Raw genomic sequence first — 22,637 nt, 5'->3', positions numbered from 1 at the left:
AAACCAAGAATCCCGCCGCCAGCGGGATTCTTTGCAATGTGCGATAGTTATTGCCTCACGTTTTACGCTCACTGAACACCATGCAAACCATAGAGATCAAAGCCGTCGAGTACGAGCATCCACAAGACGGCGCCAGCTGCACCGCCCACGCCTGGGCGCGTACGCCAGCGACGCCATCCCCCGAGCAACGCATCGCCCTCAAGGAGCGCATCAAGCGCCTGCTGGTCGAAAAGCAGGCGGTGCTCGTTTCCCACTATTACGTCGACGCCGACCTGCAAGACCTGGCGGAAGAAACCGGCGGCTGCGTCTCCGATTCGCTGGAGATGGCGCGCTTCGGCCGCGACCATCCGGCCAAGACGCTGGTGGTGGCCGGCGTGCGCTTCATGGGCGAGACCGCCAAGATCCTCAGCCCGGAGAAGCGCATCCTGATGCCGGACCTGGACGCCACCTGTTCGCTGGACCTGGGCTGCCCGGTCGATGAATTCACCGCCTTCTGCGACGCCCATCCGGACCGCACCGTGGTGGTGTACGCCAACACCAGCGCCGCCGTCAAGGCGCGCGCCGACTGGATGGTGACCTCGTCGATCGGCCTGGACATCGTCCAGCACCTGCACGAGCAGGGCAAGAAGATTCTGTGGGCGCCGGACAAGCACCTGGGCTCCTACATCCAGCAGCAGACCGGCGCCGACATGCTGCTGTGGCAGGGCTCCTGCCTGGTGCATGACGAGTTCAAGGGCATCGAACTCGAGCTGCTGAAGGCCGAGCATCCGAACGCCAAGGTGCTGGTGCACCCTGAATCGCCGGCCAATGTGGTGGCGCTGGCGGACGTGGTCGGCTCGACCACGCAGATCATCAACGCCGCCGTCGAATTGGACGCCGATACCTTCATCGTCGCCACCGACAACGGCATCCTGCACAAGATGCGCGCCGCCGCGCCGGGCAAGCGCTTCATCGAAGCGCCGACCGCCGGCAACAGCGCCAGCTGCAAGAGCTGCGCGCACTGCCCGTGGATGGCGATGAACGGCCTGCAAAACCTGGCCGACGTGCTGGAGAACATGGACAACAATTCGTCCAACGAGATCCACGTCGATCCGGAGATCGGCAAGCAGGCGGTAACGTCCATCAACCGCATGCTCGATTTCGCGGCGGCCAAGAAGGCCAAGGTGCAGCCGGGCGCTGACCTGGCGAAAGAAGCTAAACTGTTTTCGGGGATCGGTCCGGCATGAGTACCTTGGTCAATACCTTTGCGCCTTTCGACGAAGCGCTGAGAACCGCCTTTGAAGGCAATATGCTGGCGGCCCTGCTGGAAGACGTGGGCAGCGGCGACCTGACCGGCTTGCTGGTGCCGGACGGCGGCCGCGCCACCGCGCGCGTGATCGTGCGCGAGGAGGCGGTGCTGTGCGGCGCGCCCTGGTTCGAAGGCGTCATGAACTGCATGCAGGCCGGCATCGAGATCGACTGGCAATACGCCGAAGGCGATCTGATGAAAGCGGACAGCCTGGTTTGCACCATCCAGGGCCCGGCGCGGGCGCTGCTGACGGCGGAACGCGCCGCGCTGAATTTCCTGCAACTGCTGTCGGGCGTGGCGAGCGCCACCCGCAAGTATGTCGACGTCGTCGCCGGCACCCGCGCGGCCATCCTCGATACCCGCAAGACCATGCCGGGCCTGCGTCTGGCGCAGAAGTACGCGGTGCGCGTGGGCGGCGGACAGAACCAGCGCCTGGCGCTGTACGACGGCATCCTGATCAAGGAAAACCATATCGCGGCGGCCGGCGGCATCACCGCGGCGGTATTGGCGGCCAAGCGCCTGGACAAGGGCGTATCGATCCAGGTCGAAGTGGAAAGCATCGCCGAGCTGGAAGAGGCGCTGGCGGCCGACGCCACCTCCATCCTGCTCGACAACTTCAGCCTCGACATGATGCGCGATGCGGTCCGGCTCAACGCCGGCCGCGCCTTGCTGGAAGCGTCGGGCGGCATCAACTTCGATACCGTGCGCGCCATTGCCGAAACCGGCGTGGACCGTATTTCGATCGGCAGCCTGACCAAGGATGTGCGCGCAACGGATTATTCCCTGCGCATCGTCGGCTAAGGCTTCAGCCGGCCAGCTTGCGCATCAGCGCTTCCACCGGACCGCGCTGGAAGTGGCGCGACCACCACCAGGCATAAACGCTGGCGGCCACGCAGAACAGCAGCGCGGCCGTCACCGCCGTCGCCACGCCCTGGCCGCTGAGCAGTCCCAGGGTTTCCAATGTTCCCATTCCCAGCAGCACGTGCGCGATGTACAGCGTCAGCGTCTGGCGGCCCGCCGGTATGGCCAGCTGCAGCACGCGCTTGCGCTGCAGCCAGGCGGCGCTGCGCAGACACAGGCCGATCACCAGCACGGCGCTGCCGGAACTGGCCAGCATATATAGAGGCATGGGCGGTATCGGCTTGGTCGTCAGCAGCTCGGACAACTCGGGCAGGGCGGCGCGCAGCAACAGGCTGGTGCTTTCCCCCGCCAGCAGTGTCGCGCCGCCCCAGGCGATCAGGCGGTGCTGGATCGCGCGCCGCCCCAGCGGCAGCCGGCCCAGCAGTATCCCCAGCAGCAGAAAGCCCAGCCACGGCAACACCGGGTGCCAGCCGTTGAACAGCAGGTTGCGGCCGAAGCCCGCCGGCGTCCAGAAGCCGCTGTAGGTGTAGCTGTGCCAATCCCAACCCGCGCTGTAATTCTGCGTCAGCACCAGCCCGACGAACAGCAGGTCCATGGCGACGATGCAGGCGGCCAGCGCCTGCCACGACAGCCTCAGCAGCAAGGCGCCGAACAGGAAGTAGAAGGCGTAGTAGTGCAGGATGTCTGCTTCGAACAGCAGCAAATTGCACAAGCCCAGCACCAGCAGGAAGGCGGCGCGGCGCAGCGTAACGGTGACGGTCTGGGCATGGTCGTTGCCGGAGGCGGCGATGCCCAGGCCTATGCCGGCCAGCACGACAAAGCAGGCGGCGGCCCGGCCTTCCAGCGCGCCGGTAAGCAGGGTCAGCAGGCTGTCGCCATCCTTGATGCCCATCGCCATGCGAAAGTTGACGATGACCATGCCGACAAAAGCAAGATATCGGGCCAGGTCCAGCCCTTCAAGTCGTTGTTTCTGATGCTGCATGTGGTTTCCTCAACATGAAAAAAAAGCATGCATATATGTAAAAATTAATCATTATAAATGACTTAAATACAATATAATATGCCTTGTTATTTTTACATGATTAATTAAAGGAGTAGGTAGATGAAAGTGCAATTTTTGGCAGGTGTGGTGGCGATGCTGGGTCTGACGGGCCTGGCGCATGCGGATGGTTTTGTCAATGGCAACTTCGAGACCGGCACCACGACTGGCTGGACGACCGGCGGTGGCTATCGCGGCAACATCGACAACCCCACCATGCTTCCTTCGCAATTCCTGCCTGGTGGCAGCTTGAACTCGGACAACGGCAACCGTGGCACCGTGATCGATACCAATTATGTCGATCCTAAACTGGGTGCGCTGTTGGGTTCGACCGTGTACAGCGGCAGCCATGCGTATCGTGCCGAAGACACGAGCAATGGCGGCTATGCGACCGTCATTAGCCAGAGAGTCAACAACTATAGCGATGCGAATATCTATTTCGCCTGGAAAGCCGTGTTGGAAAACGGTGGCCACCCGGAATATCAGTCGGCGCTGATGAAGCTGACCCTGACCGACGACACCACGGGCACATTGCTGATCAGCCGCAGCTACAATGCCGGCTTCGATGGTTCCGGCGTCGATAGCCGTTTCGCTTCCAACGGGAATCTGTTCTACACGCCATACTGGCAGGTTGAGCAGCTGGCCATAGACCAGTCGCTGTCCGGCCATAGCTTCACGCTGTCGCTGCTGGCTTCCGATTGCGAGCCTACCGGCCATACTGGCTATGCCTACCTGGACGGTTTCGGTTCGACCACGCCAGTACCTGAACCTACCACCTACGGCATGATGCTGGCTGGCCTGGCCTTGCTGGGCTATATGGCTCGCCGCAAGAAATCGGCTTAAGCCAGAGTGTGGCGCCGGCGGCTGATGCCGGCCGGCGCTAGGCGTCGAGACGCTTGCTCATTTTTGCCAGCGCCACCTTGATGTCGCCCGGCAGCGTAATCTCAAACCGCTCCACCATTGCAAAGCCGCAGGCCAGGTACAGCGGCACGCCCGGCATGGTGGCGGCCAGCTCCAGCGTGCGGAAACCGGCGGCGGCCGCCGCCTCGGTGCAATGGCTCAGCAGCAGCCGGCCCAAGCCCTGGCGGGCCGCCGACGGCTCGACGAAGAAGGCGCGGATGCGCGCCGCTTGCGTGGCCGGATCGAGCAGCGGATCGGCGCCTTGCTTGGTGCGGTCGGCGCCGAACAGCGTGCTGCGCTTGCTCCAGCCGCCGCAGGCCACCAGCTCCCCATGCTTTTCAATCAAAAAATAAGTTTGATCGGCGACCAGTTGCGTATCGACGCCGAACACGTGGCGGGTGATCGCCACAGCCTGCTCCGGGCTGTAGAAGCCGTCGCTCAGCGCTATGCCGGAGCGGGCGATCAGCGCTTCCATCGCGGGGATGTCGGCCGCCAGGGCTGCGCGCACGGTGATCACGCCCGCCCCTTACTTGCGGCGCGCCGGCGTCAGGATGCTCGGCAGCGCTTTCGGCAGCGTCTCCGGGTAGTCGCGGCTGAAGTGCAGGCCGCGGCTTTCGTGCCGCTGCAGGGCGCTGTTGACGATCAGGTTGGCCACGTCGACCAGGTTGCGCAGTTCCAGCAAGTCGTGCGTGATGCGGAAGTTGCGGTAGTACTCGTCGATTTCTTCCTTCAGCAGCGCGATCCGGTGCTGGGCCCGTTCCAGGCGCTTGGTGGTGCGCACGATGCCGACATAATTCCACATGAAGCGGCGCAGTTCATCCCAATTGTGGGAGATGACCACTTCCTCGTCGGCGTCGGTGACGCGGCTTTCGTCCCAGTCCGGCAGGTAGGGCACTTCGCCTTTTTCCTTGGCCGCGATGTCGGTGGCGCAGGCGCGGCCGATGACCACGCATTCCAGCAAGGAATTGCTGGCCAGGCGGTTGGCGCCGTGCAGGCCGGTGCAGGCGGTTTCGCCCACCGCGTACAGGCCGGGCAGGTCGGTACGGCCGTGCAGGTCGGTGACCACCCCGCCGCAGGTGTAGTGCGCGGCCGGCACGATCGGGATCGGCTGTTTGGTGATGTCGATGCCCAGTTCCAGGCAGCGCGCGTAGATGGTCGGGAAGTGCTCGATCAGGAATTCGGCCGGTTTGTGGCTGATGTCCAGGTGCACATAGTCGAGGCCGCGTTTCTTGATCTCGAAGTCGATGGCGCGCGCCACCACGTCGCGCGGCGCCAGTTCGGCGCGTTCGTCGTGGGCCAGCATGAAGCGGTTGCCGGCGGCGGCGCCGGCTTCCGGCGGCAGCTTGAGCAGGCCGCCTTCGCCGCGGATCGCCTCGGTGATCAGGAAGGACTTGGCGTAGGGGTGGTACAAACAGGTCGGGTGGAACTGGATGAACTCCATGTTCGACACGCGGCAGCCGGCGCGCCAGGCCATGGCGATGCCGTCGCCGCTGGCGGTGTCGGGATTGGTGGTGTACAGATAGACCTTGCCGGCGCCGCCGGTGGCCATCACCGTGTGCTCGGCGGCGAAGGTCAGCACCTGGCCGGTCTTCTCGTCCTGCACGTACAGGCCGTAGCACTTGGGCTGGGCGTTGGCTTTTTTCAGCGGGTGCAGCTTGTCCGAGGTGATCAGGTCGATCGCGCAATGGTGCTCGAACAGCGTGATGTTCGGATGGGCGCGGACTTTTTCCTCCAGCGTGACCTGCACCGCATGGCCGGTGGCGTCGGCCGCGTGGATGATGCGGCGCTGGCTGTGGCCGCCTTCGCGGGTCAGGTGGAAGCCCAGTTCGGCCGTGTCGTCCCTGGTGAAGGGCACGCCTTGCTCGATCAGCCATTCGATCGCCTCGCGGCCGTGCTCGACGATGTAGCGCGTGGCGCTCTCGTCGCACAGGCCGCCGCCGGCGACCAGGGTGTCGTCGATGTGCTGGGTGTGGCTGTCGCCGGAATCGAGCACGGCGGCAATGCCGCCCTGGGCCCAGTTGCTGGCGCCGTCCTTCAGCGCACGTTTGGAAATGATCGCGACTGTGCGCGTTTCGGCCAGGTGGAGGGCGACCGACAGGCCGGCCAATCCGCTGCCGACAATTGCAACATCAAATTTCATGATTACGTTTGGATGCGGTAGAGAACCATGACTATAGACCATTTGTCATGAACGCGTCATATCCGGCTGATTTTCGGGTTTTTTAAGCCGCAACCGAGCAGCCAATTGTGGCCGCTCAAGGTGCAAGTGTCGGCTGTTGGCGATGATCGGAGTTACACCGCCGTTTGGTGTCGGGGAGCGGATCGTGATCAGGATATTCCACCACTATGTGTCCAAAATAGCCTTCATGCTGTTGTTGCTGGAGTTGTTGGTACTGTTGACGGCCGCCGTGGCCAGCGCGCCGCTGTGGCTCAAGGGACGGCATGGCGGCGACCAGCTGTACCTGCCGGCGCTGGCGTTCGCGCTGGTCATGGTGCTGAGCATGGGCACGCTGGGCATGTACCAGCACAATCAATCCAGGGAAGACATCAAGAGCACCTTGCTGCGCATCCTGCCGTCGTTCGTGCTGGGCTTCGGCCTGATGACTTTGCTGTCGAACATGCTGCCGGGCGCGCAGTTCGGCCGGGTCGGCAGCGTGGTGTTCGTGCTGGGCGGGGCGGCGGTGCTGCTGGCGCGGCTGGTGGTGTTCACCTCCGCGCAGTCGAGCATGCTGGAGCAGCGCCTGATCGTCATCGGCGACGGCGCCACCGCGCGCGAGTGCCTGGAGCTGGGCGCCAGCAGCGTCGGCTTCCATGCGTTCAAGGTGGTGGGCTTCGTGCCGGTGGCAGGGGAAGTGTCCTGCGTGCCGGCCTCGCTGCTGCTGCCGGCCGACCTGTCGCTGCTGTCGCTGGCGCGGCGCTATGCGGCCGACGAGATCGTGGTGTCGGTCGGCGACCGCCGCAATGGCGCGTTTCCGGTTCGGCAACTGCTGGAGTGCGCGCTGGGCGGCGTGCCGGTGACCGACGCCGCCACTTTCTTCGAGCGCGAGGCTTGCCAGATCCGGGTCGACTCCCTGCAACCGAGCTATCTGATATTCGGCGGCGGCTTCGACCAGAGTCTGCTGCGGGCGGCGGTCAAGCGCGCGTTCGACCTGGTGGCCAGCGGCGCGATCTGCCTGGCGGCCCTGCCGGTGATGTTGCTGACGGCGCTGGCGATCCGTCTCGAGGATGGTGGACCGGTGTTTTATCAGCAGGAACGGGTGGGGCGCGACAACCGCCTGTTCAAGGTGCTGAAGTTCCGCAGCATGCGGCTGGATGCCGAGCAGGACGGCAAGCCCAAGTGGGCGGTGCTGAACGATCCACGCGTGACCATGGTCGGCCACTGGATACGCAAGCTGCGCATCGATGAGCTGCCGCAGATGTTGAACGTGTTCAAGGGCGAGATGAGTTTTGTCGGACCGCGCCCGGAACGGGCCTATTTCGTCGAGCAGCTGTGCGGCGAGATCGCCTACTATAACGTGCGGCACAGCATCAAGCCCGGCATCACCGGCTTGGCGCAGGTGCGCTACAGCTACGGCGCCTCGGTCGAGGACGCGCTGCGCAAGCTGCAATACGATTTGTATTATGTGAAAAATAACAGCCTGTTCCTCGATTTGCTGATCCTGATCGACACGGTGCAGGTGGTGCTGTTCGGCAAAGGCGGGCGTTGATGTCCTGGGAGCTGGTGGCCGGCTTCAGCTACGGCCTGGCGGCGCTGGCGTTCGCGCTGCTGGCGGCCCTGCTGCTGCGCGACGGTTGGCGCCAGCGCGGCCATGCGGGCGCTTTCGGGGCGGCATGCGTGGCCACGGCCTCGTGGGCGGCGCTGGCGGCCGCCGGCTCGGCCTGGCGTGCCGGCCTGCTGGCGGCGATGGATGGACTGGAAGCGCTGCGCACCGCCGCCTGGCTGGCGCTGCTGTTGGTATTGTCCAGCGGCGGCGCGCGGCGGCGCGGCTGGCTGGCTGCGGTAGGCGTGCTGGCGCTGCTGGCGTGGCTGGCGGCGGCCGATGGGTTGGCGCTGGCGGCGATCGCCATCCGCCTGGGGCTGGCGGTGTTGGGCATGTTGCTGGTCGAGCATCTGTACCGGGGCACGCCACCGTCCTCGCGCTGGGGCATCAAGTTTGCCTGCCTGGGCGCGGGCGCCCTGTTCGCCTACGACTTCTACCTGTACAGCGAAGCGCTGCTGTTTCATCGTGTCAACCAGGAGATCTGGGCCGCGCGCGGCGCCGTCAACGCACTGAGCGTTCCCTTGCTGGCCCTGGCGGTGGCGCGCAACCCGGTGTGGACCGCTGGCTTGTCGCTGTCGCGCCAGATCATGTTCGGCTCGGCGGCGCTGCTGGGCTCGGCGCTCTACCTGATGGCGATGGCGGCCAGCGCCTGGTACCTGCGCTACATCGGCGGCGTGTGGGGCACCTTGATGCAACTCGCCTGCCTGTTCGGGGCGGCGCTGTTGCTGTCGGGCGTGCTGTTTTCCGGCACGGTCCGCTCGCGGCTGAAAGTATTCATCAGCAAGCACTTTTATCAGGGGCGCTACGACTACCGGCAGGAATGGCAGCGCCTTACCCACGCGCTGGCCGAGGACAGCGCGGCGCTGTCGCAGCGGGCGATCCAGGCGGTGGCGGAACTGGTCGAGAGCCCTGCGGGCCTGCTGTGGCTGCGCCGCGACGGCGCCGACTTCCACGCCGTGGCGCGCTGGAATATGCCGCTGCCGGCGGCGGTGGAAGCGGCCGACGGCGAGTTGTGCACGTTTCTGGCGGCGCGCGGCTGGGTCATCGATATTGCCGAGTGGCGCGACTATCCGCAACGTTACGGCCTGCCGGCGCTGCCTTCCTGGCTGGTCGACACCGACGCGCTGCGGCTGGTGGTGCCGTTGATGCTGGAACGCAGCCTGTACGGCTACATCTGCCTGGCGCCGCCGCGCGCCAGGCTGCTGTTGAACTGGGAGGTCTGCGATGTACTCAAAATAGCTGGCCGGCAGGCCGCCAGTTACCTGGCGCATCAGGAATCGGCCAACAGCCTGGCGGTGGCGCGGCAGTTCGAATCGTTCAACCGCATGTCGACCTTTGTCGTGCACGACCTGAAGAACCTGGTGTCGCAGCTGTCGCTGCTGCTGGTGAATGCGCAGCGGCACAAGGCCAATCCGGCGTTCCAGGAAGATATGCTGGAGACGCTGGCCCATTCCTTGAGCAAGATGAAGTCGCTGCTGCTCAAGCTGCGCCGCGACGAGGTGGCCGAGCAAGCCGCGCCCCTGCAGCTGGAAGCGTTGCTGGAACAGCTGATGCGTGGCTACGCGCAACTGGAACCACGGCCGGCGCTGGAGCTGTGCGCCGACGGGTTGGTGGTGCTGGCCAACCGCCAGCGCCTGGAACGGGTGATCGGCCACCTGATCCTGAACGCGGTGGAAGCGACGCCGCGCAACGGCCGCGTGGCCATGCGCCTGCTGCGCGGCGAGGCCGCCGCCGTGATCGAGCTCAGCGACACCGGTCACGGCATGAGCGAACAATTCATCCGCGAGCGGCTGTTCCGGCCGTTTGAATCAACCAAGCGCGCCGGCATGGGCATAGGCGTGTTCGAGAGCCGCGAGTATGCGCGTGAGATCGGCGGCCGCCTGGAGGTGAGCAGCGTGCCGTCGCGCGGCACCACGTTCCGCCTGATCTTGCCCTTGCATGCGGACGCGGCGGCGGCCTGAGGCCGAGAGGAGTGACATGGGAAAAAGTAAATTGCTGGTGGTGGAAGACGATGCGGGCCTGCAGAAGCAGCTGCGCTGGAGCCTGGACGCCTACGAGGTGGTGCTGGCGGATGACCGCGAGTCGGCGATGGCGCAACTGCGCCGGCACCAGCCGGCGGTGGTCACCATGGACCTGGGCCTGCCGCCCGACCCGGACGGCGCGCGCGAAGGGCTGGCCTTGCTGCAACAGATGCTGGCGGCGGCGCCGGATACCAAGGTCATCATCCTGTCCGGCAACCAGGCCCGCGAGCATGCGCTGAAAGCCATCGCCATGGGGGCGTATGATTTCCACCAGAAGCCGCTCGACGCGGACACGCTGTCGCTGGTGGTGGCGCGGGCCTTCTATCTGCACGCGATGCAGCAGGAAAACCGCCGCATGCTGCAAATCCAGTCGGACTCGCCGCTGGCCGGCATCATCAGCCGCGATCCCGGCATGCTCAAGGTGTGCCGCAGCGTGGAACGGGTGGCGCCGTCGTCGGCCACGGTGATGCTGTTGGGCGATTCGGGCAGCGGCAAGGAGTTGATCGCGCGCGGCTTGCATCGTCTGAGTTCGCGGCACGACAAGCGCTTTGTCGCCATCAATTGCGCCGCCATACCCGAACAGCTGCTGGAGAGTGAATTGTTCGGCTACGAAAAAGGCGCGTTCACCGGCGCCCAGCGGCAGACGCTGGGCAAGCTGGAGCTGGCGCACGGCGGCACCTTTTTCCTCGACGAGATCGGCGACATGGCGATGTCCTTGCAGGCCAAGCTGCTGCGTTTCCTGCAAGAGCGCGTGATCGAACGGGTGGGCGGACGCAGCGAGATCAGCATCGATGTGCGCATCGTCTGCGCCACCCATCAGAACCTCAAGGCACTGGCCGAAAGCGGACGGTTTCGCGAAGATCTGTTCTACCGGCTCAGCGAGATCGTGCTGTCGATACCGCCCTTGCGCGAGCGCGTCGGCGACAGCGCCTTGCTGGCCCACCATTTCAAGAACAAGTGCTGCGCCAGCGAGTCGCGCTCGGCCCTGCATTTCAGCCCCGAGGCCTTGGCGGCGATCGAGGCCTATGCCTGGCCGGGCAATGTGCGCGAGATGGAGAACTGCATACGGCGGGCCGTCATCATGGCCGACGGACCGCAAATTACAGCGCTGGACCTGGGCTTGCCCGACAGCGCGGCAGCCGAAGCCAGCGTCAACCTGCGGCAGGCGCGCGACGCGGCCGAGTACAAGGTGATGGTGCAGGCGCTGGCGCGGGTCGACGGCAACATCGTCAAGGCCGCCGAGTTGCTGGGAGTCAGCCGGCCGACCTTGTACGACCTGATGAACCACCACGGCCTGAAGTAGCGGCTATTCGGCCTCGCGCCATTGGCCGGCGGCGCTCAACTGGTTTTTCAGGCCCGGCAGCGGGAAGCCCAGGCCATAGGCCAGGTGGGCGCTGGCGAGCGCCTGTTGGTAGTCCTTGCGCTTGAGGTAGAGCAGGCCGAGATTGTAGTGCGTGGTGGCGTTGCCCGGCTCCAGCCGGACGGCTTCCTTCAGCTGCTCCAGCGCGGCGTCGGACTGTCCCAAGCCCAGCAGGTAGCCGCCGAACAGGGCGTGGACCCGGGCGTCGTCCGGCCGGAAGCGCAGCGCGCGGTCGAAGTAGCAGCCGATCGAATAGTGGGCGCCGTAGGGTTTGGGGGTCTTGTCGCGCAGCGCCAGTTTGCTCATCGCCGCCAGCGCCCGGTGGTGGTTGGGAAAATGATCCAGGGTGTAGCCGATGTCGCTGCCCAGCGAGCCGGAAGAGCCGCGCACCAGCCGCTCCACCTCGGGCGTGAAATGGTAATGCTCGACCACGCTCAAGCCTTCGCGGTCGGTGGGGTTGGTGTAGTCGCCGCCGGGATCGTGGCGGACGTAGGTGCCGCAGTCCTCGCCGACGGCGGGGCGGGGCGCGGCGCTGCCGCCTGCGACGGCGAGCAGCAGCGGAATGGCCAGGTAGGCGTGTGGTTTCATTGCTACTCCTTGTGGGCGGCGTGGTCCAGCAGCGTGGCCAGCTGGCCGGTGCGGGCGCTGCGCGAGTGGCCTTCGATGACGGCGCGCGCGGCCAGCGGTGCTTGCTGTGTTTGGCACAGATGCAGGAAACGCAGCAGGGCGGCGGCGATGCTGTCTGCGTTGTCGAGCTGGCCGATGGTGTCGATGCCGGCGGCGCGCAGCGCGGCCGCCGTGTCGCCGGCGGCGTCGGTCAGGGCCAGCACGGGGCGGCGGGCGCGCAGGTATTCGTACAGCTTGGCCGGGATCTGGCTGTTGCAGTTGGCGGCCTGGAGCAGCAGCAAGCCGTCGGCGTCCAGCATCTCCGCCAGCGCGGCGTGGTAGGGCTGCGGCGGCGCCAGTTCGACCAGCCCGGCCGCGCCGGGATAGTGCTGCATCAGCGCGCGCAGGTGGTCGTCGTGCGCGCTGGCGCGCAGCAGCAGGCGAAAGTTTTCCGGCGCCAGGCGGCGCTCGGCCGCCAGCCTGGCCAGCGCCGCAAACAAGGGCCCCGGGTCGCGCTCGGATGGATAGATGACGCCGCTGTGCAGCAGCCGGAAGGGGCCGCGCGGAGCCGGCGTCGGTGCCGCCGCTTCGGCGATGCGGAAGCTGGCCTCGTCGTAGCCGTTCTCGATCAAGGCCAGGCGCCGGGCGTCGGCTTGCGGATGGCGCAAGCCCAGCCCGTTCAGGGCGCCGGGGGTGGTGCAGACCACGGCGGACGCCCGCCGCATCGCCTGGCGCTCGATCCAGGCGTGGATGCGGCGGCGGCGCGGATCGGGCGGGTAGTCGCGATCGACCATCGGGTCGCGCTGGTCGGCGATCCACGGCAGGCCGGTCAGGCGGTGCAGGCTGAGCGCGATCAAGTGCGCCGTGGCGATGGGATAGCTGGACCAGATGGCGTCCGGGCGATGCTTGCGGATCAGGCCCAGGCCGGCCGGCACCGCGCCCAGCCACCAGGAAATCCAGCGGTCCGGCTGGGCCAGAAAATCCGGATAGCGCCCGCGCAGCGCGAGATGGCGGGAACTATCGAGCGCGAAGCTGCGGTGCACCGGCGGGTCGTCGCTGGTCTGGGCGGCGCCGATCTCTTCGTAGGCGCGCGGGTGGACCGTCAGCACCGTCGGCTGCCAGCCGAATTCCGGCAGGTGCCGGCTGAACGCCAGCGTGCGGTGGATGCCGCTGCCTCCGCTCAGCGGCGGGTAGTGATAGGCGATCATCAAGACGCGCTTCACCATGACGCCAACCAGTCGGCGCAGGCGCTGGCGACGTTGGCGCGCCAGATCTTGCTGGAAAAGGTGTGGTTGGCCTGCGGCACGTGGACCAGGCGGACCCGTGGACCGTCGAGCAGCCGGCGCCAGTGCGTCTGATGGTCGTACAGCGCCGAGAATTCGCGCGCCCCCAGGTCGGCGCCGCTGAGCACGATCAGCGTGCGGCCGTGGAATTGGTGCAGCGCGCGGTAGAGCCGCTGCGGCAGGGGGGCGTCCGTGGTGGGCGCCTGCCTGGCCGCGGCAGCCAGTGCGATGAAGGAGCGCAAGCTGCGTTTCAGATGCACGGCGCCGCCCTTGAGCTTGAGCCAGAAGTCGCGGTCCAGCAGGCGCTGCACGTAGTAATGCCTGAGCGTGGCGCGCGCCTTGCCTTGTTCGGTACGCACCCAGGGATTGAGCATCACCAGCCCGGTCACGCGGGGATCGCGCGCGGCGTGGCGGGCGGCTGCGGTGGCGCCGTCGCACAAGCCCCACAACACCAGCTCCCGCATGGCCGGCAGCTGGTTGAAGAACTCGGCGATCGCGGCGTCCAGGTCGTCGTCCAGTTGTTCGAAGTGGCGCGGCTCGCCTTCGCTGTCGCCCATGCCGCGGTAGTCGAAGCGCATGACGGGGATGCCGGAGGCGGCCAGCTCCTGGGCCAGCAAGACGAAGTGCCGGTGGCTGCCGATGCGGTATTGCGGCCCGCCGGTGACGATCAGTACGCCGCGTGCTTGCGGCCGCTCCGGCAGGTGCAGGATGCCGACCAGGGCGCAGTCCTGGCAGAGGAAATGCAAGGCCAGGCGTTGCCAGTTCATGCCGGCCCCGCCGGCATGGCGGCCAGTGTCGCGCTGATCAGCGCGGGCACTTCGGCGATCTCGGGGGTGGACCAGAACGGCGCTCCCGCCAGCGCAAAGGCATCGACGTGGGCGCCGGCGCCTTCCCAGCGCTCCAGCAGCAAGGCCGATGCCGGCTGCAGCGCGACCGGCTGGGTCGGCGCGGCCAGTTCCAGCCATTGCACCGGACACACGGGACGGCCGCCGGCCTCGGCGTTCCGGATGGCGTCGCACAGTTCGGCGTCCAGCGTGTAGCCGGCGAATTCGTCCGAGCCGGCCGGCTGGCCGGCGCCGAATAGTCTGGCCGCGTTTTGCAGCCGCATGAACTGGTGCAGGTGCGGCCGTCCGCTGACCACCGCCTGCCACAGCACCAGGCCGGCCGGCGCCGGCCGGGCGCGCTCGGCGAACTGCAAGGCCAGCAGGGCGCCCAGGCGCAGGCCCCACAGGTAGGCGGGGCCGGGGGCATGCTCGGCCAACCATTGCCAGCCCAGCGCCAGGTCGGCCAGCCAGATATCCCAGCGCGCATCCGAGAAATCGCCGCTGCTGTCGCCGCAGCCGTACAGATCCAGTTGCAGCACGCCATAGCCGGCGCTGGCATAAGCGCGCGCCTGGAGCGCGGCCATGCGCCGACTCTTGTTCAGTTCTTCGGCGAAGGGATGGACGTACAGCAGCGAGCCGCGCACCTGCGCTGCCGGGTGTGGCGGGTAGTACAGGCAGAAGCGGTCGCCTGCGTCGGCCTTGAGAAAGAAGGGCAGCGCGTGGCTGCGTTGTGGGTAGCCGTTCACGCCAGCTTGCCCTGCACGAATGCCGCGAGCGTGCCGACCGTGTGGAAATGGCGGGCATTGATTTCATCGTCGTCGACGATGATGCCGAACTGCTGCTCCAAGGCCACGATGAGGTTGACGACCGCCATCGAATCGAGTTCGGGCAGGCTGCCCAGCAAGTAGGTGTCTGGATTGAGCTGCATTTTTGCCAGGCCCAGCGTGGCGCGCAGGGTCTGGCAGACTTGATCTATTATCGGCATGGCGGCTCCTCGGGTAAGGCACTGGTATCGAACAGTAATTGTGGACAGTTGCCCGCGTGGCGCGACAAGTGCAGGAATGGCGCCTGGCTGGCCCACATCCATTGCCAGCGGCCGCAGCGCAGAAAAATGGCGCTGCCCATGCGCACCACGCCGATGCGGGCATGGGCGCGCAGCGACGCCGGATTGAAGGCGGAGATGCGGCTGCAGGTCCAGCGTATGCCGCGCTGGCGCAAGTGGCGGCGCGCCGCTTCCCACAGGCGGGGAAAGACCCAGCCCAGGCGTTCCTCCGGCCGGATCCAGACGTCGAAATCCCAGGACGCGCGCGAGCTGGCGAGCCGGTAGCGGACGCGCACTTCATCTTCCAGATAGGCGTCGGGTATCAGCCAAAGAAAGCCCGCCAGCCGGCCCTTGCGCCACGCGGTCAGGCTGAGCGCGCCTTGTGCATGGCGTTGCCTGACCACGTGTTCGGGACGCGGATAGTCGGCCGGCGTGCGGTCGGCGGCCGCATGTTCGTGGATGTCGATGTCCTGTCCGCGCGTGCCGCACAGCGGTGTGTCGCCCACGTACTGGGCCACAAAATGGTAGCGGTACAGCGCCCACGTGCCGGCGCTGGCCGCGTCCAGCAATTGGGCGATCCAGTACAGCATGGCATTCAGCCAGCCCAGTTGCAGGTAGGTGTGACGCAGGCCAGTAGTCATCGCGGCGGGATAAGTGAAGAGCGGAATACAGATTAGACCCCGCACACAAGGCGGCGGGTTTGCGCCAGCACAAGCGGGCTGCATGCTTGAGCAACATCAAGGAGTCGATGGCGATTTGTCTCAATCATAGAGGGCAGTCTATCTATGGGATATCGCTATGACGCAGCTAGTTCACGAACTCATCTTTCAGACGGCGCAGCGCGAACCGCGGCGCCAGGCGCTGTCGTACCAGGGTGTCGGGCTGAATTACGTCGCGCTGGCGCAGATGGTGCAGCTGGCCGCAGCCGCCTGGGTCCATCACGGACTGGGGCGCAGCGAGCGGCTGGCGGTGTACATGGAAAAGCGCGAGGAAGCGGTGGTGGCCATGTTTGGCGCGGCGGCTGCCGGCGCGGTGTTTGTGCCGGTCAATCCGGTGTTGAAGCCGGACCAGGTGGCGCACATCCTGGGCGACTGCGACGTGCGCATCCTGGTCACCACGCGCGAGCGCTACGGCCAGCTGGCGGCGGCGCTGGCCGCTTGCCCGGGCTTGCGCAAGGTGGTGGTGATCGGTTCGATGGAGACGTTGACGCTGCCGGACGGCGTGCAACTGCTGTCCTGGCGCGAATGCATGCGCGAGGCGCCGCAGACCGCGCTGCATGCCTGCATCGACAGCGACGTCGCCGCCATCCTGTACACCTCGGGCAGCACCGGCCGGCCCAAGGGCGTGGTGCTGTCGCACCGCAATCTGGTGGCCGGCGCGCTGAGCGTGTCCTCCTATCTGGTCAATACGCCGGAGGACCGCATCCTGTGCGTGCTGCCGCTGAGCTTTGATTACGGCCTGAGCCAGCTGACCACGGCGTTTGCCGTGGGCGCCTGCGCGGTGCTGCTGAACCACCTGTTGCAGCGGGACATACTCGACGCCGTGCAACGCGAGCGCATCACCGGCCTGGCCGCCGTCCCGCCGCTGTGGATGCAGCTGGCGGACCTGGACTGGCGCCATGCGCAGCGGCTGCGCTACATCACCAATTCCGGCGGCGCCATGCAGCGCCATACGCTGGCAACCCTGCGCAAGGCCTTGCCGTACACGCAGATCTATCTGATGTACGGCCTGACCGAGGCGTTCCGTTCGACCTTCCTGGCGCCCGAGCAGCTGGACCGCCGGCCGGATTCGATCGGCAAGGCGATCCCGAATGCGGAAATCATGGTGTTGCGCGGCGACGGTTCGGCCTGCGCCCCCAACGAACCGGGCGAGCTGGTGCACCGCGGCGCGCTGGTGGCGATGGGCTACTGGAATGATGCGCAGCGCACCGCCGAACGCTTCCGTCCGCTGCCGGACCGGCTGGGCGGATTGCCCGTTCCCGAGATGGCGGTGTGGTCCGGCGACACCGTGCGCTGCGACGACGAAGGCTATTTGTACTTCATCGGTCGCAGCGACGATATGATCAAGACCTCGGGCTATCGGGTCAGTCCGACCGAAGTCGAGGAGGTGGTGTACGCCACCGGCATGGTGGCCGAGGCCGCCGCCATAGGCGTGCCGCACGCCACCCTGGGACAATCGATCACCCTGGTCGCGGCCGCCTTGCCGCAGGGCGCCATCGACGGCGCGGCCTTGCTGGCGGCCTGCCGCCAGGCCTTGCCGGCCTATATGGTGCCGGCCGCGATCGACGTGCGCGGCGTGCCCTTGCCGCGCAATCCGAACGGCAAGATCGACCGCAAGCTGTTGGCCGAGCAGCTGGCCAGTCCGCGAGGCGAGTCGTGACGGCGCCGGACGGGCTGCCGCGCCATGCCGAACCCAAGCAGTTTCCGACCCGGGATGACGTGCTTCAGATCGGTGGCATGCCGCTGACGCGCCTGGCGGAACGGGTGGGAGCCACCCCCTTCTACGCTTACGAGCGGACCCACATCGCGACCCGTGTCGGCTTGCTGCGGCACGCGCTGCCCAAGGGGGTGCAGCTGCACTATGCCCTGAAGGCCAACCCGATGCCGGCGCTGGTGCAGATGATGGCGGGCTTGGTGGATGGCTTCGACGTCGCCTCAGGTGGCGAGCTGAAGGTCGCGCTGGACGCCGGCATGGCCGCCGGGCGCATCAGCTTTGCCGGGCCGGGCAAGCGCGACGCGGAATTGCGCTGCGCGGTGGCGGCCGGCGCGCTGCTGCATCTGGAGTCCGAAAGCGAGATGGAGCGGCTGGCGCGGATAGGGGCTGAGCTGGGCATGACGCCGCGCGTGGCGGTGCGGGTCAATCCGGATTTCGAATTGAAGTTGGCCGGCATGAAGATGGGCGGAGGCGCGCGCCCGTTCGGCGTCGACGCCGCGCGGGTGCCGGCGATGCTGCGCAGGCTGGCGCAGCTGGAGCTGGATTTCCACGGCTTCCACCTGTTTTGCGGCGCGCAGAATCTGTCGGCCGCGGCGATTTGCGAGGCGCAACGGCTGAGCGTGGAGCTCGGCCTGCGTCTGGCGGACCACGCGCGCGCGCCGATGCGCATGCTGAACATCGGCGGCGGCTTCGGCGTGCCGTATTTTCCCGGCGAACGGGCGTTGGCGCTGGACGCCGTGGCCGAGGGACTGGAGCGGTCGCTGGGCATGCTGCGCCAGGGCTCGCCCGATACCGAGCTGATCCTGGAGCTGGGGCGCTATCTGGTGGCCGAGAGCGGGATCTACGTCTGCCGCGTGCTGGAGCGCAAGCGTTCGCATGGACAGACGTTTCTGGTCACCGACGGCGGCCTGCATCAGCATCTGGCGGCATCGGGCAATTTTGGCCAGGTGATCCGCAAGAACTATCCGGTCGCGATCGGCAATCGCATGCACAGCGGGCCGCCGGAGACGGTGTCGGTGGTGGGGCCCTTGTGCACCCCGCTGGATTTGTTGGCGGATCGCATGGAATTGCCGCGCGCCGAGGTGGGCGACCTGGTGGTGGTGTTCCAGTCCGGCGCTTACGGGCTGACTGCGAGCCCGACCGCCTTTCTCAGTCATCCCTTGCCGCTGGAGGTGCTGGTATGAGCGGCCTGTGCGGCTATCTGGCCGCGGCCGACGCCGGCGGCGTGCGGCATACGCTGGCCGGCATGGCGTCACCGCTGGCGCGTTTTGACGACAGCCCGATCCGCATGGTGGCGGCGCCACGCGGCGGCGTGGCCGTGGCCGCGGCGGCGGACAGCGTCAGCCTGCATGGCGCCGGCGGCGTGCTGGTCGCCGTCTGGGGCCGGCCCTTGCTGAACGGTTGCGCTGAAAATATCGCGGAGCGCTTTGCCGCGCTGTGGCTGATCAACGGCGCCAAGGCTTGCGCGGCACTGTCCGGTCCGTTCGCGCTGTGCGCGATGGCCGATGCGGGCGGGCAATTGCTGTTGGCCATCGACCGCAGCGGCGTGCACGCCATGCACTATCAGCAGGTGAAGCAAGGCGTGTTGTTCGCTTCCTCGGCCGCCGCATTGCAAGCCCATCCGCATGCGGTGGCGACGCTGGATCCGCAGTCGCTCTACAACTATCTGTATTTTCATACGGTGCCGGCGCCGCGCACGGTGTATCGCGGCCAGCGCCGCCTGCAGCCCGGCGAATATGTGCAGTACCGGCACGGCCATCTGGAGACCGGCGACTATTGGAAGATAGAGTACCAGGAACAGTCCGCCATCCCATTCGGCGAGCTCAAGCGGCAATTCCTGGCGACGCTGGAGAGTTCGGTGCGGCGCTCGGCCGATGGCGCCAGGACCGGTGCCTTCCTCAGCGGCGGCACCGACAGCTCGACCTTGGCCGGCATGCTGGCCAAGGTCAGCGGTCGCGCGCCACCGACGTATTCGATCGGCTTCGACGTGGCCGGCTACGACGAGATGCGCTATGCGCGTATCGCCGCCCGCCATTTCGGCGCCGATCACCATGAACTGTATGTGACGGCGGGGGATGTGGCCGCCGCGATACCGCGCATAGCCGCCGCATCGGACCAACCTTTCGGCAATTCGTCGGCGATACCGGCCTACTATTGCGCCAACCTGGCGCGCACCGACGGCGTGACCCGTTTGCTCGGCGGCGATGGCGGCGATGAACTGTTCGGCGGCAATGAGCGCTATGCCGATCAGGCGGTGCTGTCGCGCTATGAACAGTTGCCGTCGGCATTGCGGCAGGTGGCGCTGGAGCCCTTGCTGTTCGGCCTGACCGGCAAGCTGAACCTGGGGTTGCTGCGCAAGGCGCGCAGCTATGTCACGCAGGCGGTGGTGCCGATGCCTGCCCGGCTGGAAACCTATAATCTGTTGCACCGTTACGGACCGGCAGCGGTGTTGCACGCCGATTTCCTCGCCAGCATCGACGAACGGGCGCCGGGCGACCAGATGAGCGAGTGCTACTGGCAGAGCAAGGGCCTGAGCCAGATCAATCGCATGCAGACGCTCGATCTGCGCTACACGCTGGCCGACAACGATTTGCGCAAGGTGCGCCTGGCCTGCGAGCTGGGCGGGGTGGATGTGGCCTTCCCATTCCTGGGCGACGAGATGCTGGCTTTTTCCGCGCGGCTGACGCCCAGGGACAAGCTGAACGGCACGCGGCTGCGCTACTTCTTCAAGCGCGCGTTGCGCGGCTATCTGCCGGCAGCCATCCTGCGCAAGAAGAAACACGGATTCGGCTTGCCCTTCGGCCACTGGCTGCAGCAGGACGCGGGCTTGCAAAGCCTGGTGTTGGATAGCCTGAGCGACCTGAAGAAGCGGCACATCATCCGCGAGGACTTCATCGAGCACCTGATGCATACCTTGCTTGCCGAACACCCCGCCTATCACGGCACGATGGTCTGGGTGTTGATGATGCTGGAGCAATGGCTGGCCAAGTCAGGCGTGCCGGCTGGCAAATAACCGGAACAGAAAGCGCAGGCGCTCCGGTTCCCACGGCGTGTAGCGCGGCAGTTGCAGCGGATCGCTGGCGGCGTGCGCGGCGCCGGCTTCGGTGCTGACCGCCGCGGCGAAGCCGAGCTTGCGCGCCAGGTCGACATGGCGCTGGTCGTAGTCCACGCCGGGTTTTCCGTTGGGATAGGCGAACAAGGTGACCGGGGCCTGGATCAGTTCTTCGAGGGCCGACTTGCCGCGGGCCATATCGGCCTCGGCCGCTGCATCCTGCTGGCGCGCCAGGATGGGATGGGAGGCGGTGTGGGCGCCGATTTCCATGCCGGCCGCATGCAGCGCGCGCACTTGCTGGGAGTCCATCATCAGCTGCTCCTGGCGCGCCGGGGCCAGGCGCCGCGCCAGCGCATGGCGCTGTGCGCAGGGCAGGTATTTGAGCGCCGCCAGCAGTTGCTCGATGGCTTGCTGTTTGTGGCGCAGGGTGTGCAGTTGCAAGGCCTCGCAGCCCGGCGCCCCCGCGTGCAGTACCTTCTGCCGGGCCTGGCGCACGCAGGCTATCACGTCGTCGTTCCACATCTGGCCGCCGTCCAGGTAATCGCTGGCGATGAAGAAGGTGGCGCTCAGCCCGTGGCGCTGCAAGACCGGCAAGGCCTGGGTGGCGTTGTCCGCATAGCCGTCGTCGAAAGTGATGCAGGCGGCGCGCGCGGGCAGGGTGCCCAGGCGCAGCTGTGCGCTGGCGCGGCTCAGGGGCAGCACACGAAAACAACGTTTCAGCATGGCCATGTGGCGGTCGAAGCGCCGCACGTCCGGCAACTCCGGCAGCAAGGGATCGGCCTGCGCCAGCACGCGGTGGTAGACCAGGATCGATAGCCGCCGGCTCATGACTGTCCGATCGCCGCCCGGCGGTTGTCCAGGCCGCCTTGCACGCTGGGGCGGACGGCGTGCTGTCGTTCCGCCACCAGCGCGCGGGTGGCGACCAGGATGCCCATCAAATAATAGGGGACATCAAAATACAGCAGGCTGAGGAAGGCGCCGCCGACCGCGAAGCCGACCAGGCTGGCTTGCACCATGGTGGCAAGCTGCTGCGCCCATTCCAGCTCCGGCTGGTCGCGGCTGTGGCGCACGATCCAGGCCGCCGAACGCCAGGTCAGGCCGAGCAGCAGCAGGTACAGCGCCAGGCCGACAAAGCCGTGCTCGCCCAGCGCCTGGAAATAGATGCTGTGGGCGGCATGGACGTCGTGCGGATTGGGCGCGTAGAGAAAGAAGGTGGTCGGCTCGGCGATCTCGAAACCACCGCCGAAGAAGCGGTCCTTGGCCAGGTTCCACGCCATGTGCCAGGCATTGATGCGGCCCATCGCCGACTCGTCTTGCTGATAGGCGCCGATGCTGTCCATGCGCTCGCTCCAACGCTCCGGCATGAAGAGCAGGGCCAGCGGCGTCAGCAGCGCAATCAGGATGCCGGCGGTGAATTTGTGGCGGCTCTTGAGCCACATCACCATGATCATGGCGGCGATCGCCAGCAGCGCGCCGCGCGAGTACGAGCCCAGCGCGGCCATCGCGCTGAGCAGCATCATCGCGCTCAGGCCATGCCGCAACCAACGCTTTTCGCTGCGCAGTTGCAGGTAGCGCATCAGGGGGATGGTCATGATCAGGGCCAGGGCGATTTCATTGTTGTCGCCGATGAAGGTGCCTTCCGGCCCCCAGACACGGTCGCCGCCGCCGGTGCGCAGCGTGAAGATGCCGCCCTTGACGCCATAGTAGCCCAGCGACATCACCAATACCCACAGCAGGCGCTGGATGTCGTCGCGGTGGCGTATCACCATCATGGTGACCAGGCTCATCAGCATGATCTTCATGACCTTGCTCCATTGCACATAGGCGAACGCGGGAAACATGGCGAACAGGGTGGTGACGTTCATCCACAGTATCAGCGCGATCAAGGTGAAGGTGATGGCCGAGACCGGCAAGGTCTTGGCCATGCGCGAAATGGCGACGCTGAACATGGTCGCCACCGCGACGATGAAGGCGAAGGGAAACGTGGCGGCGAAGCCCCAGCTCTGCGTGTGCGGATTCATCACACTGATCCATACCCACATCAACACGCCGTTGACGGGATTGCGCAGGATCAGCGGCAGGCTGCCGAAGACGATAAGGGTGATCAGGATGTCGCGCATAGGCAAGGGAACTCGTTGATGCGGCTCAACGAAGTATTTGAGCCTGT

General features: G+C 66.4%; 20 protein-coding genes. 9 read left to right on the top strand and 11 right to left on the bottom strand.

Features of this window, described 5'->3' with window-relative positions; all coding sequences use genetic code 11:
- The first annotated feature begins 80 nt into the window (after nucleotides 1-80).
- A complete protein-coding gene (gene nadA / locus AC07OK_RS06675) occupies nucleotides 81-1,226 on the top strand; it encodes a quinolinate synthase NadA (protein ID WP_494689563.1) in 1,146 nt (381 codons plus the stop codon).
- Nucleotides 1,223-2,089 (top strand): carboxylating nicotinate-nucleotide diphosphorylase, encoded by an 867-nt coding sequence (gene nadC, locus AC07OK_RS06670; protein ID WP_494689562.1) that lies wholly within the window; start codon nucleotides 1,223-1,225, stop codon nucleotides 2,087-2,089. The genes nadA and nadC overlap by 4 nt, the downstream gene beginning before the upstream one ends.
- Nucleotides 2,090-2,093: 4 nt before the next feature.
- On the opposite strand, the gene AC07OK_RS06665 is transcribed toward nadC, so the two are convergent.
- On the bottom strand, nucleotides 2,094-3,131 hold the full coding sequence (locus tag AC07OK_RS06665) for a DUF418 domain-containing protein (protein WP_494689561.1): 1,038 nt from the start codon (nucleotides 3,129-3,131) through the stop codon (nucleotides 2,094-2,096).
- Between the two features lie 120 nt (nucleotides 3,132-3,251).
- Here AC07OK_RS06665 and AC07OK_RS06660 point away from each other — a divergent pair, with 120 nt between their 5' ends.
- Nucleotides 3,252-4,031 carry a PEP-CTERM sorting domain-containing protein gene (locus AC07OK_RS06660; RefSeq protein WP_494689560.1) on the top strand — a complete coding sequence of 260 codons (780 nt, stop codon included), beginning with the start codon at nucleotides 3,252-3,254 and terminating at the stop codon, nucleotides 4,029-4,031.
- 37 nt (nucleotides 4,032-4,068) lie between these two features.
- On the opposite strand, the gene AC07OK_RS06655 is transcribed toward AC07OK_RS06660, so the two are convergent.
- Both AC07OK_RS06655 and nadB read right to left on the bottom strand, forming a co-directional pair.
- Nucleotides 4,069-4,605 (bottom strand): GNAT family N-acetyltransferase, encoded by a 537-nt coding sequence (locus tag AC07OK_RS06655; protein WP_494689559.1) that lies wholly within the window; start codon nucleotides 4,603-4,605, stop codon nucleotides 4,069-4,071.
- 9 nt (nucleotides 4,606-4,614) lie between these two features.
- A complete protein-coding gene (gene nadB, locus AC07OK_RS06650) occupies nucleotides 4,615-6,228 on the bottom strand; it encodes an L-aspartate oxidase (protein WP_494689558.1) in 1,614 nt (537 codons plus the stop codon).
- A gap of 184 nt (nucleotides 6,229-6,412) precedes the next feature.
- Here nadB and AC07OK_RS06645 point away from each other — a divergent pair, with 184 nt between their 5' ends.
- The 3 genes from AC07OK_RS06645 to prsR are packed head-to-tail and all read left to right on the top strand — an operon-like array spanning nucleotide 6,413 to nucleotide 11,173.
- On the top strand, nucleotides 6,413-7,795 hold the full coding sequence (locus AC07OK_RS06645; protein ID WP_494689557.1) for a TIGR03013 family XrtA/PEP-CTERM system glycosyltransferase: 1,383 nt from the start codon (nucleotides 6,413-6,415) through the stop codon (nucleotides 7,793-7,795).
- Nucleotides 7,795-9,810, top strand: coding sequence for an XrtA/PEP-CTERM system histidine kinase PrsK (gene prsK / locus AC07OK_RS06640; protein ID WP_494689556.1), 2,016 nt, complete (start codon nucleotides 7,795-7,797; stop codon nucleotides 9,808-9,810). The genes AC07OK_RS06645 and prsK overlap by 1 nt, the downstream gene beginning before the upstream one ends.
- A 16-nt stretch (nucleotides 9,811-9,826) precedes the next feature.
- Nucleotides 9,827-11,173 carry a PEP-CTERM-box response regulator transcription factor gene (prsR, locus tag AC07OK_RS06635; RefSeq protein WP_494689555.1) on the top strand — a complete coding sequence of 449 codons (1,347 nt, stop codon included), beginning with the start codon at nucleotides 9,827-9,829 and terminating at the stop codon, nucleotides 11,171-11,173.
- Nucleotides 11,174-11,176: 3 nt separating this feature from the next.
- On the opposite strand, the gene AC07OK_RS06630 is transcribed toward prsR, so the two are convergent.
- The 6 genes from AC07OK_RS06630 to AC07OK_RS06605 are packed head-to-tail and all read right to left on the bottom strand — an operon-like array spanning nucleotide 11,177 to nucleotide 15,626.
- Entirely contained in the window at nucleotides 11,177-11,818 is a 642-nt protein-coding gene (locus tag AC07OK_RS06630) for a tetratricopeptide repeat protein (RefSeq protein ID WP_494689554.1), read from the bottom strand.
- Nucleotides 11,819-11,820: 2 nt separating this feature from the next.
- A complete protein-coding gene (locus tag AC07OK_RS06625) occupies nucleotides 11,821-13,062 on the bottom strand; it encodes a glycosyltransferase (RefSeq protein ID WP_494689553.1) in 1,242 nt (413 codons plus the stop codon).
- Nucleotides 13,056-13,886 (bottom strand): hydrolase 1, exosortase A system-associated, encoded by an 831-nt coding sequence (locus AC07OK_RS06620; RefSeq protein WP_494689552.1) that lies wholly within the window; start codon nucleotides 13,884-13,886, stop codon nucleotides 13,056-13,058. Before AC07OK_RS06620 ends, AC07OK_RS06625 begins: the two co-directional genes overlap by 7 nt.
- Nucleotides 13,883-14,689, bottom strand: coding sequence for a hydrolase 2, exosortase A system-associated (locus AC07OK_RS06615; protein WP_494689551.1), 807 nt, complete (start codon nucleotides 14,687-14,689; stop codon nucleotides 13,883-13,885). Before AC07OK_RS06615 ends, AC07OK_RS06620 begins: the two co-directional genes overlap by 4 nt.
- Nucleotides 14,686-14,928, bottom strand: coding sequence for an acyl carrier protein (locus AC07OK_RS06610; protein ID WP_494689550.1), 243 nt, complete (start codon nucleotides 14,926-14,928; stop codon nucleotides 14,686-14,688). Before AC07OK_RS06610 ends, AC07OK_RS06615 begins: the two co-directional genes overlap by 4 nt.
- Entirely contained in the window at nucleotides 14,919-15,626 is a 708-nt protein-coding gene (locus tag AC07OK_RS06605) for a GNAT family N-acetyltransferase (protein WP_494689549.1), read from the bottom strand. Before AC07OK_RS06605 ends, AC07OK_RS06610 begins: the two co-directional genes overlap by 10 nt.
- A 157-nt stretch (nucleotides 15,627-15,783) precedes the next feature.
- Between AC07OK_RS06605 and AC07OK_RS06600 the strand changes: the two genes are divergently transcribed.
- The 3 genes from AC07OK_RS06600 to AC07OK_RS06590 are packed head-to-tail and all read left to right on the top strand — an operon-like array spanning nucleotide 15,784 to nucleotide 20,431.
- Nucleotides 15,784-17,364, top strand: a complete 1,581-nt coding sequence (locus AC07OK_RS06600) for an acyl-CoA ligase (AMP-forming), exosortase A system-associated (protein WP_494689548.1) — start codon at nucleotides 15,784-15,786, stop codon at nucleotides 17,362-17,364.
- On the top strand, nucleotides 17,361-18,602 hold the full coding sequence (locus AC07OK_RS06595) for a pyridoxal-dependent decarboxylase, exosortase A system-associated (RefSeq protein ID WP_494689547.1): 1,242 nt from the start codon (nucleotides 17,361-17,363) through the stop codon (nucleotides 18,600-18,602). The genes AC07OK_RS06600 and AC07OK_RS06595 overlap by 4 nt, the downstream gene beginning before the upstream one ends.
- Nucleotides 18,599-20,431, top strand: a complete 1,833-nt coding sequence (locus tag AC07OK_RS06590; protein WP_494689546.1) for an asparagine synthetase B family protein — start codon at nucleotides 18,599-18,601, stop codon at nucleotides 20,429-20,431. Before AC07OK_RS06595 ends, AC07OK_RS06590 begins: the two co-directional genes overlap by 4 nt.
- Here the strand turns inward: AC07OK_RS06590 and AC07OK_RS06585 are convergent.
- On the bottom strand, nucleotides 20,408-21,298 hold the full coding sequence (locus AC07OK_RS06585; RefSeq protein ID WP_494689545.1) for a polysaccharide deacetylase family protein: 891 nt from the start codon (nucleotides 21,296-21,298) through the stop codon (nucleotides 20,408-20,410). The genes AC07OK_RS06590 and AC07OK_RS06585 overlap by 24 nt on opposite strands.
- Nucleotides 21,295-22,590, bottom strand: a complete 1,296-nt coding sequence (locus tag AC07OK_RS06580; RefSeq protein ID WP_494689664.1) for a putative O-glycosylation ligase, exosortase A system-associated — start codon at nucleotides 22,588-22,590, stop codon at nucleotides 21,295-21,297. The genes AC07OK_RS06585 and AC07OK_RS06580 overlap by 4 nt, the downstream gene beginning before the upstream one ends.
- Between the last annotated feature and the right edge of the window lie 47 nt (nucleotides 22,591-22,637).

The sequence above is a fragment of the Duganella sp. GW821-FHT07G03 genome (assembly GCF_059418605.1).
This window is presented reverse-complemented; position numbering and strand designations above follow the sequence as displayed.

Bases quoted from the DNA above. Each gene is read 5' to 3' on its own strand.
- AC07OK_RS06625 (WP_494689553.1), bottom strand. From the start codon at position 13,062: ATGGTGAAGCGCGTCTTGATGATCGCCTATCACTACCCGCCGCTGAGC.
- nadB (WP_494689558.1), bottom strand. From the start codon at position 6,228: ATGAAATTTGATGTTGCAATTGTCGGCAGCGGATTGGCCGGCCTGTCG.
- AC07OK_RS06610 (WP_494689550.1), bottom strand. From the start codon at position 14,928: ATGCCGATAATAGATCAAGTCTGCCAGACCCTGCGCGCCACGCTGGGC.
- AC07OK_RS06605 (WP_494689549.1), bottom strand. From the start codon at position 15,626: ATGACTACTGGCCTGCGTCACACCTACCTGCAACTGGGCTGGCTGAAT.
- AC07OK_RS06600 (WP_494689548.1), top strand. From the start codon at position 15,784: ATGACGCAGCTAGTTCACGAACTCATCTTTCAGACGGCGCAGCGCGAA.
- prsK (WP_494689556.1), top strand. From the start codon at position 7,795: ATGTCCTGGGAGCTGGTGGCCGGCTTCAGCTACGGCCTGGCGGCGCTG.
- AC07OK_RS06580 (WP_494689664.1), bottom strand. From the start codon at position 22,590: ATGCGCGACATCCTGATCACCCTTATCGTCTTCGGCAGCCTGCCGCTG.
- AC07OK_RS06590 (WP_494689546.1), top strand. From the start codon at position 18,599: ATGAGCGGCCTGTGCGGCTATCTGGCCGCGGCCGACGCCGGCGGCGTG.
- prsR (WP_494689555.1), top strand. From the start codon at position 9,827: ATGGGAAAAAGTAAATTGCTGGTGGTGGAAGACGATGCGGGCCTGCAG.
- nadA (WP_494689563.1), top strand. From the start codon at position 81: ATGCAAACCATAGAGATCAAAGCCGTCGAGTACGAGCATCCACAAGAC.
- AC07OK_RS06585 (WP_494689545.1), bottom strand. From the start codon at position 21,298: ATGAGCCGGCGGCTATCGATCCTGGTCTACCACCGCGTGCTGGCGCAG.
- AC07OK_RS06660 (WP_494689560.1), top strand. From the start codon at position 3,252: ATGAAAGTGCAATTTTTGGCAGGTGTGGTGGCGATGCTGGGTCTGACG.
- AC07OK_RS06630 (WP_494689554.1), bottom strand. From the start codon at position 11,818: ATGAAACCACACGCCTACCTGGCCATTCCGCTGCTGCTCGCCGTCGCA.
- AC07OK_RS06665 (WP_494689561.1), bottom strand. From the start codon at position 3,131: ATGCAGCATCAGAAACAACGACTTGAAGGGCTGGACCTGGCCCGATAT.
- AC07OK_RS06620 (WP_494689552.1), bottom strand. From the start codon at position 13,886: ATGAACTGGCAACGCCTGGCCTTGCATTTCCTCTGCCAGGACTGCGCC.
- nadC (WP_494689562.1), top strand. From the start codon at position 1,223: ATGAGTACCTTGGTCAATACCTTTGCGCCTTTCGACGAAGCGCTGAGA.